This is a genomic window from Enterobacter sp. SA197, assembly GCF_054131575.1.
Genome location: NZ_CP096393.1, coordinates 4181379 through 4194591 on the forward strand (window position 1 = coordinate 4181379; position 13213 = coordinate 4194591).

General features: G+C 53.4%; 11 protein-coding genes. 5 read left to right on the top strand and 6 right to left on the bottom strand.

The genetic code is table 11. The features are described from left to right. Nucleotides 1-162: 162 nt before the first annotated feature. The gene (locus M1D91_RS19570) at nucleotides 163-1812 is read right to left on the bottom strand and encodes a methyl-accepting chemotaxis protein (RefSeq protein WP_437433589.1); all 1650 of its coding nucleotides are present in this window, start codon (nucleotides 1810-1812) and stop codon (nucleotides 163-165) included. Nucleotides 1813-3004: 1192 nt separating this feature from the next. Here M1D91_RS19570 and M1D91_RS19575 point away from each other — a divergent pair. Then, on the top strand, nucleotides 3005-4048 hold the full coding sequence (locus M1D91_RS19575; protein ID WP_437433590.1) for an aldo/keto reductase: 1044 nt from the start codon (nucleotides 3005-3007) through the stop codon (nucleotides 4046-4048). A 2408-nt stretch (nucleotides 4049-6456) separates the two neighbouring features. Here M1D91_RS19575 and M1D91_RS19580 read toward each other — a convergent pair. Together M1D91_RS19580 and M1D91_RS19585 are read right to left on the bottom strand one after the other, a co-directional pair. After that, nucleotides 6457-6951: a TIGR00645 family protein gene (locus M1D91_RS19580; protein ID WP_437434500.1), complete on the bottom strand. Its 495-nt coding sequence runs from the start codon at nucleotides 6949-6951 to the stop codon at nucleotides 6457-6459. A gap of 103 nt (nucleotides 6952-7054) precedes the next feature. Then, nucleotides 7055-7561, bottom strand: coding sequence for an ESA_00282 family adhesion-associated protein (locus M1D91_RS19585; protein WP_437434499.1), 507 nt, complete (start codon nucleotides 7559-7561; stop codon nucleotides 7055-7057). 103 nt (nucleotides 7562-7664) lie between these two features. Here M1D91_RS19585 and M1D91_RS19590 point away from each other — a divergent pair, with 103 nt between their 5' ends. Together M1D91_RS19590 and M1D91_RS19595 are read left to right on the top strand one after the other, a co-directional pair. Further along, a complete protein-coding gene (locus tag M1D91_RS19590; RefSeq protein ID WP_437434498.1) occupies nucleotides 7665-8069 on the top strand; it encodes a hypothetical protein in 405 nt (134 codons plus the stop codon). A 1-nt stretch (nucleotide 8070) separates the two neighbouring features. Further along, nucleotides 8071-8529 carry a cytoplasmic protein gene (locus tag M1D91_RS19595; protein ID WP_437434497.1) on the top strand — a complete coding sequence of 153 codons (459 nt, stop codon included), beginning with the start codon at nucleotides 8071-8073 and terminating at the stop codon, nucleotides 8527-8529. Between the two features lie 171 nt (nucleotides 8530-8700). Here the strand turns inward: M1D91_RS19595 and exbD are convergent, their stop codons facing one another. Further along, complete coding sequence (gene exbD, locus M1D91_RS19600) at nucleotides 8701-9129, bottom strand: TonB system transport protein ExbD (RefSeq protein WP_437434496.1); 429 nt, start codon at nucleotides 9127-9129, stop codon at nucleotides 8701-8703. A 6-nt stretch (nucleotides 9130-9135) separates the two neighbouring features. After that, nucleotides 9136-9870, bottom strand: coding sequence for a tol-pal system-associated acyl-CoA thioesterase (gene exbB, locus M1D91_RS19605; protein ID WP_437434495.1), 735 nt, complete (start codon nucleotides 9868-9870; stop codon nucleotides 9136-9138). A gap of 249 nt (nucleotides 9871-10119) precedes the next feature. On the opposite strand from exbB, the gene metC reads away from it, so the two are divergent. Both metC and M1D91_RS19615 read left to right on the top strand, forming a co-directional pair. Further along, entirely contained in the window at nucleotides 10120-11307 is a 1188-nt protein-coding gene (gene metC, locus M1D91_RS19610) for a cystathionine beta-lyase (RefSeq protein ID WP_437434494.1), read from the top strand. Nucleotides 11308-11437: 130 nt separating this feature from the next. Then, a complete protein-coding gene (locus tag M1D91_RS19615; RefSeq protein WP_437434493.1) occupies nucleotides 11438-12097 on the top strand; it encodes a DedA family protein in 660 nt (219 codons plus the stop codon). 43 nt (nucleotides 12098-12140) lie between these two features. On the opposite strand, the gene M1D91_RS19620 is transcribed toward M1D91_RS19615, so the two are convergent. Beyond that, nucleotides 12141-13040: an AraC family transcriptional regulator gene (locus M1D91_RS19620; RefSeq protein ID WP_437434492.1), complete on the bottom strand. Its 900-nt coding sequence runs from the start codon at nucleotides 13038-13040 to the stop codon at nucleotides 12141-12143. Nucleotides 13041-13213 lie beyond the last annotated feature (173 nt).

A 13213-nucleotide genomic window follows, 5' to 3' on the forward strand; every position in this document is an offset into this window, starting at 1 on the left:
GCCTAAAGCCTCGCGTAGCGTCAGTACAACATGGTGACATGGTTTGCACGCGGCCAGTCCTTAAGCCTCACCATCAACTCTTTGCCAACCGCTTTTTCACGCTTTTGCACCCATCGCTACATAAAACATCACATAGCGACAGGCTGAGCGGTAGCCGCTTATTTAGAAAGCCACCCATTCATCCGTAGATGCCGTGCTGCTTTTTGGCGCAGTGCGCAGCACCGGCGATTTTAGCGGAGCCGGGGTAACTACGGTCTGGCGATCATCATCTGACAAACGGAACTGCTGGACAGCGCGCTGCAACTCTTCCGTCTGTCGGGCAAGTGCGGCAGCAGCCGTTGAAACCTCTTCCACCAGCGTCGCGTTCTGCTGCGTCACGTTATCCATCTGGGAGATCGCAACGCCGACCTGAGAGATACCTTTACTCTGCTCAGCTGACGCTGACGCAATCTGTTTCATGATGGTAGTCACTTCAGTAACCGCACGTAAAATGCCTTCCATCGTGGTGCCGGTATCGCTGACCAGTTTGGCACCTTTATTCACGCGGGTAACCGAATCGGCGATCAGCGTTTCAATCTCTTTGGCAGCACCCGCACTGCGGCTGGCAAGGTTACGAACTTCACCTGCAACCACCGCAAAACCACGCCCCTGCTCCCCCGCTCGCGCCGCTTCTACCGCCGCGTTAAGCGCAAGAATGTTGGTCTGGAAAGCAATGCTGTTTATCACGGTTGTGATTTCGGCGATTTTCTTCGAACTGTCGGAGATGCCCGCCATAGTGCTGATGACCTCATCAACCAGTTCGCCACCTTTGCTGGCCGTGGTAGAGGCGACATCCGCAAGCTCGCTTGCCTGGTTGGCGTTTTCGGCGTTCAGCTTCACGGTTGCGGTAAGCTGCTCCATGCTGGCGGCCGTCTCTTCCAGCGCAGCGGCCTGCTCTTCGGTACGCGAAGAGAGATCGTTGTTGCCGCTGGAGATTTCGGTCGCGCCACGCCAGATGTTGTCACTACCCTGACGGATAGTACTGACCGCATCACGCAGACTATCCTGCATGGCACGCAGCAGCGGAACGACACGCCCAACACAGTTACGACCAAAGTCCTGGATTGGCTGACTCAGATCGCCCTGCGCCATTTTCGTGAAGTGATCACGAATAATATCCAGAGGACGAACCAGCGTGGTAACCAGATAACGATCGGTAAACAGCAGGATCAGGATCCCGAGCACCATTGCGGCAATAATAACGGTACGCATCACCGTGGTCTGACTATCGACCAACACGCGCGTGGTGTCGAGACTGTCGCTGGCGGCCTTATTAAAGCTGTCGGCAGCCGAACCGAAAGCACGGCTTAATGCCGGCGTCACGTTATTCGCCTGCTGGCGATACGCCTCGACCGAACCTTGTTGTGCCGCCTGCATCTGCGGAGTCACGCCCTGGTCCAGCAGCCCCTGCCAGGCGCTGATGACCTGCTCAGATACTTTTGGATCCATCGGGCCCGGAGAGATGGCCTTAAAGTCCGCCAGCTTCTTTGACATCCCGTCGAGAGCCTGCTGAACCGGCCCAAAGTCCACCGTACCGCCAGCGGATTTGGTTTCCATCACACGCCCTAAGCGGGTGACGAAGCGAAAGTACTGATCATTGCCCTGGCTGAGTAATGTCATTTGTGACACGAGTTGACGATCAATCTCGTTGCCCTCTGCCACTTTCGAAAGTGAATAAATACTATACAAACCGACGCCAGACCACAGCAGGCCAAAAATGCCCAGGATCACCAGCATGACGATTCGGATAGTAAAGTTTTGAAGCATACGCATATTTATTTTCCTTGCCGTGAAGGTACATTCCCACTTTGAAGTGGGACTTACCTCCGTTATCGGCACGTTTTAGAGAAGTTGTATGGGTCTAAGAAAAAATTTTGATCATAAAACAGGCAGGCAGAAACCTTTATGTTTATAAGATGAAAAATAGGCCAGAATCATATTTTGTAAACTACTGGAGCAATTTATTGTTCATTCGGAAATGATAGTACCACCCCGAAACTACAGGTAACCCTATAATATTAATGGAAAAATATTATTAAAACCTCTCAACACATCCGTAAAAATCATCTTCCTGTTTATTTTTAATAGTTTCAAAATACCGGATTAAAGACAGCGCAAATTAATTAAACCCCCTACCTTAACCAGGCCACATTAAATAAAAAACCACACCCCCACCCACCCTTAAAATTAAAAATAATGCACAATTAAAACCTGTTTAAGTAATTACTAAAGAGGTCAACAAACGCATCATAAATAAGAGTTAAGCGCCGTTAAATACCCATTCACTCATCCTTAACAATCTTAACACTACGGGAATGATCATTTTTGCAATAGTTCCACTTCAGCATGGAAACCCGGCAAAGCCAGTGCTGGCGCGGGCTGCAGAGCAGGCTTTAACAGCAAGGTTATATACCCAGGAATTTTCGTAGAAAAGTCGGCACGCTGACCCTATTTTCGGCTGCACTCAGGAGTGGTATATGCGTGGCGAAGAAACGTTTTACCGCTCACACTTTCGACCTCATCGGGTATAAGAATTTTCTCAGGAAGAAGTGAGTGCCGAAGGCAATTTGTCCAGGATTTGTCGTTTCCGGTGAGTTAAAAATGAAGAGGCTTACCAGGTCTATTTTCCTACCCGACGCCCCCAGGCGGAAATATCATAAAAGGCTTCCAGAACTTACCAAAAACCTCGCATCCGCAAGCAGATTAAACCAGGTGGTGAACCCTGTGCTGAAATTATGCCCCTGGAGTTTAACCAGAACAGGAAACGTCCAGGAGCTGGCGGGTTACACCCGGAGCAGCGTCCCGCCAGGCGTGCCAGTCGCTTGCGGGCCTGTAGATGTAACAGCCCCGGACTCACTTTTACCCAAAAATCCAACATCGTGACAGGTAAGCGGTTGTTGTGTGATGTCGACGCGATAGAATGGAAACGCTGTTTCGAATTTACATCGACTAAAAAGGAGACATCATGCCCTGGTTTGCTAACCCTGCACGCTATGAACAGATGCAATATCGTTACTGCGGCAAAAGTGGGCTGCGCCTGCCCGCCTTATCACTGGGCTTGTGGCACAGCTTTGGTCACGTCCATGACCTCGAATCCCAGCGAGCCCTTCTGCGTAAGGCTTTTGATTCAGGCATCACCCACTTTGACTTAGCCAATAACTATGGGCCGCCTCCGGGCAGCGCTGAGGAAAACTTTGGCCGCCTGCTGCGTGAGGATTTCGCCGCCTATCGTGATGAACTGATCATCTCCACCAAAGCCGGTTATGACATGTGGCCTGGCCCTTACGGTTCCGGTGGTTCGCGTAAGTATTTGTTAGCCAGTCTGGACCAGAGCCTGTTACGTATGGGGGTGGACTACGTTGATATTTTCTACTCCCACCGTGTTGATGAAAATACGCCGATGGAAGAGACAGCCGCCGCGCTGGCCCATGCGGTACAAAGCGGGAAAGCGTTATATGTCGGCATTTCCTCTTATTCTACGCCGCGTACTCAGGCGATGGTGTCGCTGCTACGCGAGTGGAAAGTGCCGCTATTGATCCACCAGCCATCCTACAACCTGCTCAATCGTTGGGTTGATAAAACCGGGCTTCTGGATACGCTGGAAGAGAATGGCGTTGGCTGTATAGCCTTCACTCCACTGGCGCAGGGGCTGTTAACCGGCAAGTACCTCAATGGTATTCCGGACGGCTCCAGAATGCAGAAAGAGGGCAAAAAGGTGCGCGGCCTTACGGAAAAAATGCTTACTGAAGCGAACCTCAACAGCCTGAAGCTGCTTAATGAGATGGCGGCCGCGCGCGGACAGACCATGGCACAGATGGCGCTAAGCTGGCTGCTGAAAGATTCGCGCGTCACGTCGGTGCTGATTGGTGCTTCTCGTCCAGAGCAACTGGAGGAGAATGTGCTGGCGCTGAATAATCTGACCTTTACGGCTGATGAGCTGGCACGGATTGATAAGCATGTGGCTGATGGAGAGCTGAACCTCTGGCAGGCCTCTTCGGATAAGCAGTAACGCCGTGATTCATGGAAGGTGCCATTTACCATACGCGGCCCCTTCCGGTCACCTCACGAGCAACCCGGACTCGTTTTTCCCCTCGCCTCTGGGGGAAGAGGGGATAGTTCGTGCCCGCACACAATTCCCCCCTCACCCTGGCCCTCTCCCTCAGGGAGAGGGAAATGTTCGTGCCCGTTTGAAACTGCGCCAGCCGTAAGCGGAACGGTTCCGCTTGCCACTTATGGAACTGTTCCGTTCACCTCCTGTGCTAAACCGGGCACGCTTGTCCCCCTCGCCCCTTTGGGGAGAGGGTCGGGGTGAGGGGCAACTCTGGGCGCATGGCTGGAACGATTTCAGCCGTAAAAAGCGCGGTTCCGCTTACCTCCGGTGGAATGGTTCCGTTCACCTCATGTGCTAAACCGGGCACGCTTTTCCCCCTCGCCCCTTCGGGGAGAGGGTCGGGGTGAGGGGAACAGCGGGTGACTGGCTCAAAGGGTTCCGCTAACCGCCGGTGGAATCGTTCCGTTCATCTCACATGCTAAACCGGGCACGCTTTTCCCCCTCGCCCCTTCGGGGAGAGGGTCGGGGTGAGGGGAACAGTGGGTGACTGGCTCAAAGGGTTCCGCTTACCTCCGGTGGAATGGTTCCGTTCACCTCACATGCTAAACCGGGCACGCTTTTCCCCCTCGCCCCTTCGGGGAGAGGGTCGGGGTGAGGGGAACAGCGGGTGACTGGCCCTAAGGGTTCCGCTGACCTCCGGTGGAATGGTTCCGTTCACCTCATGTGCCGCGCTTCCATGCAGCACCCTCCCCCGTGAACGTGTTAAGGGCGTTCTCCGCCACGCCCTTAACAATCCCGGCTCCCGGCACGAAAACTGCCGCTTCGCGGTGACCCTCCGCTTATTTCTCCGGGCTTACCGGGACCGGGCGCGATGCAGCGTCCCTGCAACGCGCGCCCTCGCCGCGCCTCCCTGCGCGTCGTCCCGGCCCTGCGAAAACGCGTCGGCAGTTTCCAGCCGGACTCGCCACACCTTACCCTCCGCGCGGTTTGTAAGTCATTAAAGCGATGCGGTGCCTTTTGAAACACAGGGGCGTGCAGCGGGGGCTTACGGGTCCGCCTGTAAAAGCGGGCTCGCTTTTCTCCCTCGCCCCTTCGGGGAGAGGGTTGGGGTGAGGGGACTGTGGGTGACTGGCCCGGACGGTTTCAGCCATAAAAAGAGCGGTTCCGCTAACCGCCGGTGAAATCGTTCCGTTCATCTCACATGCTAAACCGGGCACGCTTTTCCCCCTCGCCCCTTCGGGGAGAGGGTCGGGGTGAGGGGAACAGTGGGTGACTGGCTCAAAGGGTTCCGCTTACCTCCGGTGGAATGGTTCCGTTCACCTCATGTGCCGCGCTTCCATGAAACACCTTCACCCGTGAACGTGTTAAGGGCGTTCTCCGCCACGCCCTTAACAATCCCGGCTCCCGGCACGAAAACTGCCGCTTCGCGGTGACCCTCCGCGTGTTTCTCCGGGCTTACCGGGACCGGGCGCGATGCAGCGTCCCTGCAACGCGCGCCCTCGCCGCGCCTCCCTGCGCGTCGCCCCGGCCCTGCGAAAACGCGTCGGCAGTTTCCAGCCGGACTCCCCACACCCTACCCACCGCGCGGTTTTTGGCTTTTAACAGCAAAGGCTTTTTATCTGAAACTCCTGGCGTGCAGCGGGGGGGGGCGGCCCCGCGAAAACGCGTCGGCAGTTTCCAGCCGGACTCCCCACACCTGACCCACGGCGCGGTTTTTAAGTCCTTAAAGCGATGCGGTGTCTGTTGAAACGCAGTGGCGTGCAGCGAGGGGGTTGCGGTCCGGCTGAAAATCGGTGAGGCGTTGACGACGGGCCGGGACCGCCCGCAGGGACGCGGGCGGAGGGGATAGCCTGCAGGGATGCAGGCTGGTCCCCGACCCGACAGCACGGCGGCATAAGACGAACGGACCGCGCAGCGGCGATTTTCCTGGCCGGGAGCCTGGGTTGCAAGGGAGGCGGCGGCGAGCCTCCCTTGCACGTTCACGGGTGCAGCGGCTTCAGAGGGAGAATGCACTCAGGGTGAACGGAACCATTCCACGTAGCCTGCATGGGAGTGTTCCACTATCTGCAACAGACTCTCCTTGAGCATCCGTGCGGAATGTTCCCCCTCACCCTGACCCTCTCCCCAAAGGGGCGAGGGGACCGTCCGTGCCCACATACAATTCCCCCTCACCCTGGCCCTCTCCCCAAAGGGGCGAGGGGACCGTCCGTGCCCACATACAATTCCCCCTCACCCTGGCCCTCTCCCCAGAGGGGAGAGGGGATGGACCGTGCCCACATACAATTCCCCCTCACCCTGACACTCTCCCTCAGGGAGAGGGAAATGTTCGTACCCGAAAGCAACGCCTCCCGCAGAAGGCTCCCTTCTTAATGCTTATCCCGCGTCATGCGGTCGAGATATCCCATCAAAAATGCTGACACTACAAACGTCAGATGGATTATCACGTACCACATCAGCTTATTATCCGGCACATTTTTGGCGTCCATAAACACCCGCAGCAGATGAATAGACGAGATGGCAACAATCGACGCTGCCACTTTGTTTTTCAGGGACGTGGCGTCCATTTTCCCCAACCAGCTAAGTTTCTCTTTATTAGGGGAGATGTCGAGTTGCGAGACGAAGTTTTCATAGCCTGAGAACATCACCATGACCAGTAACCCTCCCACCAGCGTCATATCCACCAGCGAGAGCAATGTCAGGATAAGATCGGCTTCTGCCAGATTAAAAATATTGGGCAGAACGTGAAGAATCTCCTGAAAAAATTTAACTGTCAGGGCGAGCAGTGCAAGAGACAGACCAAAGTAAACCGGGGCGAGCAACCAGCGCGAGGCATACATTGCGTTTTCAAGAAATCGTTCCATAGCATCCTTTAAGAGTGTGTTACCCGCAGCCAGTATACCGCAGCCTACTGGCGGAAATGCAACACTATGCCAACCCCCTTACAACGATTTACCAACTACTCGGCTACACGTCTGCGGGAGTGATCTCCGGGCGCTTATACTCTGGCCACACCAGCGTGACAAGCTCAGGGTAGGCCTCCATGCTGAATTCCCGAAAACACTGGCGCAGGTTTAGCACATCCAGATCGGAATGCAGGACTTTCTCACCATTAAGACAACGCTTTTTTATATTGTCGTAATACTTATACACCGCAGAATTGAGATCGCTGCAACGACGCTGCGCCTCGAATAATCCCGGAACACTATTTAACTCCGCCATGTTCATGCGTTTAATGGTGGCATGAAGGAAATCGATATATTCATGATTAACCCGCCAGTACCATACCGGCGTAATGGCATTCATGAGCATAGAGAAATGGTCTTCCCCTTCCTCTTTCGATAACGGATTACTTTGAGGTGGCGACAATAGATTTTCACTACCTGCTGACGGGTTATTGTTAGCGCGCATCAATAAAAGCACCCCACCCGTCAACAGCAATAAAGCAACAACAGAATAAAAAATACTGTTCATGTGCAGACTCCATTTTTTTTGATTTTAAAAGTGCGCCATGATATTGTCAACGAACCTCACGCCTGGACTTACCCCACCCTGTTGATATTAAAGGATATTAGAAATGCTGCCCGAGAATCTGGTCCCGGCTCGCTTTCACATTTCCGCTGCAGAATCCGACTCCGGTGAAGCAGAAAAAAACAGTAATTTAACTCAGGGAAAAACAACTCTCTCTGATTACGCCAGCGACATATTAGCCAGTGTGACGCGTACCGGGCAATCGCGGAATATGTTACTTGAGGAACGCGACCGACATATAAAAGATCGATTATTTCGCGTCGTTAAAATCGATACTTTTGCCAGACTACTTAATGATTTACAGGCTGAAGGCGAGATCGACGCTCAGACATTAAGTCAAATTATTGCCGACAAAACCAAAGAAATTAATGATGCGGGTAATGAAATTTGGCTTAATCTCATAACCCGCGAAAAAGATATGCCTTTGTTTTATAAACTTGGGGATGAATAGCGTGAAAGACGTTGAAGATAACGACGTTTATTTGGTTTTCGACAACCATAAAAGCGACGAATTTATCTTAAAGCAAAATATTGAAGCGTTAATTCAAAGTAAGAATGCCGCTATCCAGCGCATCGCCCACGAACTGGTTTCCATCCCGGCCGCGCTGGTACGTCTGAAATGGCAAAACCGCCGTGAAATCTACGCGCTTCAGGTAAAAGAAGAGATTTATGGTGCTGCCATCAATGCCATCATTGAAGCGCGACCTGAATTACATGACAAAATCATGGCCAGGCTGGAAGCGAACTATCAGTATATCCTTGCACGCGAAGCTGCAACGCTGCGCATCAGTCGTAAGCTCGCAGATGAAGAATACCGCACGGCGATGGTGACCACGGTCGCCCTGGAAGAGCGCGCGGCCTCCCCGCAAGATGAAGCCTCCCTGCCCGCCGTAAGACCTGCGGTGGAATAACCCTTCCCTGACCCCTGGTTCCCCCCGAATTAAGCGTGAAATATTCTGTTAACGGTTGGTCTTTTAATAAAAATTAAAAATGATGTAGTCACGCTCAAATTAAGGTTTCTCCGGCGGCTTTACGCGCAAAAAAAGGCCTGCGTCATGCAGGCCTTTTCAGTAAAACAGAAACTATTTAGCAGCGGCCGCGACCTCTTCGCCTACCAGACCAATTTTGAGATAACCCGCCTGATGAAGGGTATCCATGACTTTCATCATGGTTTCGTAGTCGACCGTCTTATCCGCACGGAAGAAGATGGTGGTCTCTTTTTTTCCTTCTGTCACAGCATTCAGCGCACTCACCATCGTTTCGTCCGTCACCGGATCGTTACCGATAAACATAGTGTTATCCGCTTTGACAGAAAGATAAACCGGTTTTTCCGGACGGGGTTGCGGCTGGCTGGAAGAGGCTGGCAGATTCACTTTGACATCGACGGTAGCAAGCGGAGCCGCCACCATAAAGATAATCAGCAGAACCAACATCACGTCGATAAACGGCGTCACGTTGATCTCGTGCATTTCGCCATTATCGTCCAGGTTTTCGTTTAGACGCATTGCCATGAGACATCAACCTACTCGTAATTTCTGGGCCGTATGGACGGGTTTAGCAGACGAGCTGGCCGCCAGGTCCAGATCGCGGCTTTGTAACAGCAGAACCTGCGCAGCAACATCGCCAAGGGTCGCTTTATAGCCGCCGATCATACGGGCGAAAATGTTATAGATGACTACGGCTGGAATTGCCGCGACAAGACCAATGGCTGTTGCCAGCAGCGCTTCGGCAATACCAGGAGCCACGACGGCAAGGTTTGTGGTCTGCGTCTGAGCAATACCAATAAAGCTGTTCATGATCCCCCACACGGTGCCGAACAGGCCGACAAACGGGGAGATAGCGCCTATGGTCGCAAGGAAGCCATTGCCACGGCCCATATGACGGCCGGTTGCAGCAACCCGGCGTTCGAGACGAAAACCAGTACGCTCTTTGATCCCTTCGTTATCTTCGCTACCGGCGGATAACTCCAGTTCGTTCTGCGCTTCGTTAATCAGCTGAGTGCTCAGGCTGCGGGCGTGGAAAGAGGCGGCGATGTCGCTGGCCTGATCCAGAGAACGCACGTCAGAAAGCAACTGCTGCTCACGCTTGAGGCGGCGCTTTTGCGAAAGTAATTCCACGCTTTTACTAAAGAAGATGGCCCATGTAACTACTGATGCCAGAATCAACCCGATCATCACAATCTTCACGACGATGTCGGCATGTTGATACATACCCCAAACGGAAAGATCCGTCTGCATCAAATTATTACCCACTGTGTTTCTCCAGGACGCCTATCACAAAATCTGAATATAATAATATCAAATCGACGTCGAATTGATAGTAGTTCTCATTAGTATTTACATACTGCCCTAATGCCCCCGCTTTTTCTTTGCGGTTACGCAGTAAAAAGTCCCGCCGGGCGATATTCAGGGAATTTTATACTTTATAACCGTGTCGACGGTGCATCGCCGGGCAATCATGGTAGTCTGGACATCCAGACGTATAAAACAGGTGAAGTGAACATGACGGCGAAGAAAATGGATACCGCCCTGGTCAACGCAGGGCGCAGCAAAAAATACACCCAGGGCGCGGTAAATAGCGTCATTCAGCGAGCTTCTTCACTCGTGTTCGACAGTGTGGAGGCCAAGAAGCATGCCACCCGCAATCGTGCAAAAGGCGAGTTGTTTTATGGCCGTCGGGGCACGCTGACTCATTTTTCATTGCAGGAAGCCATGTGCGAACTGGAAGGCGGGGCAGGCTGCGCCCTGTTCCCGTGTGGTGCGGCAGCCGTTGCGAATACTATTCTGGCGTTCGTCAGCCAGGGCGATCATATTCTCGTGACTAACACGGCCTATGAACCCACCCAGGATTTCAGTACCAAAGTCCTTGCCAAACTGGGGGTCACCACCGGTTGGTTCGACCCGCTAATTGGCGCAGGCATCGCAGAGCTGATTCAACCAAACACGAAAGTGGTGTTTCTCGAATCTCCAGGCTCCATCACCATGGAAGTGCACGACGTCCCTGCCATTGTTGCCGCGGTACGGCGCGTTGCCCCAGAAGCCATTATCATGATCGACAACACCTGGGCTGCGGGCATTCTGTTTAAAGCACTGGAATTTGATATAGATATTTCTCTTCAGGCGGCGACCAAATACCTGATAGGTCATTCAGACGGGATGATAGGCACCGCCGTCGCCAATGCTCGTTGTTGGGATCAACTGCGTGAGAATGCCTATTTAATGGGGCAGATGGTCGATGCCGACACCGCCTATATGACCAGCCGCGGTCTGCGTACGCTCGGTGTGCGGCTGCGTCAGCACCATGAAAGCAGCGTCAAGGTCGCCGAGTGGCTGGCCTCCCATCCGCAGGTGGCACGCGTCAACCATCCAGCCTTGCCCGGCAGCAAAGGGCACGAATTCTGGAAGCGGGATTTCAGTGGCAGCAGCGGCCTCTTCTCATTTGTCCTGAATAAACGCCTTAACGATAACGAACTGGCCACCTTTCTCGACCAGTTTACCCTCTTTGCGATGGCCTACTCCTGGGGCGGTTTTGAATCACTCATTCTGGCCAATCAGCCGGAACAGATTGCGGCGATTCGCCCCCAGGGCCAGGTGGATTTTGAGGGTACGCTCATTCGGTTGCATATTGGTTTAGAAAACGTTGATGATTTAATCGAGGATTTAGCAGCAGGGTTTCAACGCATCGTGTAGATTGATAAGGCTGGTTAAAAATTCTCTTTATGCCAGCAGATAACTCTGTATTAATTGCGCCCGGGATCAAGGTGTTTCGGGCAATAAACGCGTACAATAGCCTCTTCTAAGCGGTACCACAGGAAAGTCCATGGTTGTAATTCAAGACATTATCGCTGCGCTCTGGCAACACGACTTTGCAGCGCTGGCGAACCCACATGTGGTTGGCGTCGTCTACTTTGTGATGTTCGTCACCCTCTTTTTAGAAAATGGATTGCTTCCTGCCTCCTTTTTACCTGGAGACAGCCTGCTTTTGCTGGCAGGAGCGCTCATCGCTCGCGGCTGTATGGATTACATTTCTACCCTGCTTATCCTCACCTCGGCGGCAAGCCTGGGATGCTGGCTCAGTTACCTGCAGGGGCGCTGGCTTGGAAATACTCGGGTGGTAAAAAGCTGGCTGGCCCAGTTGCCAGAAAAATATCATCAGCGCGCAACCTGCATGTTCGACAGGCACGGTTTACTGGCGCTGCTGGCGGGTCGGTTCCTGGCGTTCATCCGCACGCTGCTCCCCACGATGGCCGGTATCTCCGGGTTATCTAACCGCCGCTTCCAGATATTCAACTGGCTGAGCGCGCTGCTGTGGGTCGGCATTATTACCTCCCTCGGTTATGCCATCAGCATGATCCCGTTTGTGAAACGTCATGAAGACCAGGTGATGACCTTCCTGATGATCCTGCCGGTATTCCTGCTGGTAGCGGGTCTGGTGGGGACGCTCGCGGTGGTTATCAAGAAGAAATATTGCAACGCCTGAAAACACGCCGGGCACCGACAGGCTGACCCGGCTTTTTTGCGCCTTATATCCCCTGCATCGTGCGAATGCGTGCGGCATCCTCTCCCGGCGTCACGCCGAAATAGCGCTTGAATTCACGACTAAACTGAGACGGGCTTTCGTACCCTACACGAATGGCGGCCGCACTGGCCTTAAGACCATCGTGAATCATCAACATGCGTGCTTTGTGCAGACGGAATGACTTCAGGTACTGCAAGGGTGAGGTACTGGTGACCGACTTGAAGTTATGGTGAAACGCCGAGACGCTCATGTTCGCCTCTGATGCCAGTTGATCCACGCTCAGGTTCTCTGTGTACTGGCTTTCGATACGCTTGAGTACGCGGCTTATCAGGCTGAAATGAGTCTGACGGCTGACCAGCGCCAGCAGAGCACCGCCTCCTGGCCCCAGCAGCACATGGTAGAGGATCTCACGCACAATCTGCTTGCCGAGAATACGGGCGTCCAGCGGCCTGTCCATCACGTCCAGCAGACGCTCAATGGCACAAAGGATCTCGTCCGAGAGCGTAGCGGAATTAATCCCACTCGATGCCATTGCCGGGCGAAACAGCTCATCCTCGCCAATATCCATTAACAGCTCTTGCAGCTGGAGAATATCAACATTCAGGCGGATCCCTGCCAGCGGCACCGCCTCCGTCGCGAAGGTTTCACACTCGAAGGGCAGAGGCACGGTCAGGAGCAGATATTCATTGGTGTCATAGCGGAATACCCGCTCATTGATATAACCAATTTTATGCCCGGAAAAGAGAAAAACGATGCCAGGCTGATACATCACCGGGGTGCGCGTTCCAGGCTGAGTCCCGTAGAGCAGACGGACATCCGGCAGCAGCTCACTTAATCTATTTTCATGACTTTTAAGGCATTTAATTTGCTCAGTTAACTGCTGGCAGATAGCTTCACGGTTCATTTGTTCTCACTCCAGGTGCAATTCCCGACGCTGACAGTGTGCGCAGTTTTTTTCGCTTTCTCCAGCGCTGAGTAGAAATGGGCAAGACATCGGCAGGAATGTGCATTGAGAGGATGCGCCTTGCTGTCCACAATGTTCAGCATCAGGCCGCGTTGTGCCGCCACCTTTCTACC

What these genes read in the sequence shown, in the direction of transcription:
- M1D91_RS19615 (WP_437434493.1), top strand. Translation starts at nt 11,438, where the DNA reads ATGGTTGTAATTCAAGACATTATCGCTGCGCTCTGGCAACACGACTTT.
- M1D91_RS19570 (WP_437433589.1), bottom strand. Translation starts at nt 1,812, where the DNA reads ATGCGTATGCTTCAAAACTTTACTATCCGAATCGTCATGCTGGTGATC.
- exbD (WP_437434496.1), bottom strand. Translation starts at nt 9,129, where the DNA reads ATGGCAATGCGTCTAAACGAAAACCTGGACGATAATGGCGAAATGCAC.
- M1D91_RS19575 (WP_437433590.1), top strand. Translation starts at nt 3,005, where the DNA reads ATGCCCTGGTTTGCTAACCCTGCACGCTATGAACAGATGCAATATCGT.
- M1D91_RS19620 (WP_437434492.1), bottom strand. Translation starts at nt 13,040, where the DNA reads ATGAACCGTGAAGCTATCTGCCAGCAGTTAACTGAGCAAATTAAATGC.
- M1D91_RS19585 (WP_437434499.1), bottom strand. Translation starts at nt 7,561, where the DNA reads ATGAACAGTATTTTTTATTCTGTTGTTGCTTTATTGCTGTTGACGGGT.
- M1D91_RS19580 (WP_437434500.1), bottom strand. Translation starts at nt 6,951, where the DNA reads ATGGAACGATTTCTTGAAAACGCAATGTATGCCTCGCGCTGGTTGCTC.
- metC (WP_437434494.1), top strand. Translation starts at nt 10,120, where the DNA reads ATGACGGCGAAGAAAATGGATACCGCCCTGGTCAACGCAGGGCGCAGC.
- M1D91_RS19590 (WP_437434498.1), top strand. Translation starts at nt 7,665, where the DNA reads ATGCTGCCCGAGAATCTGGTCCCGGCTCGCTTTCACATTTCCGCTGCA.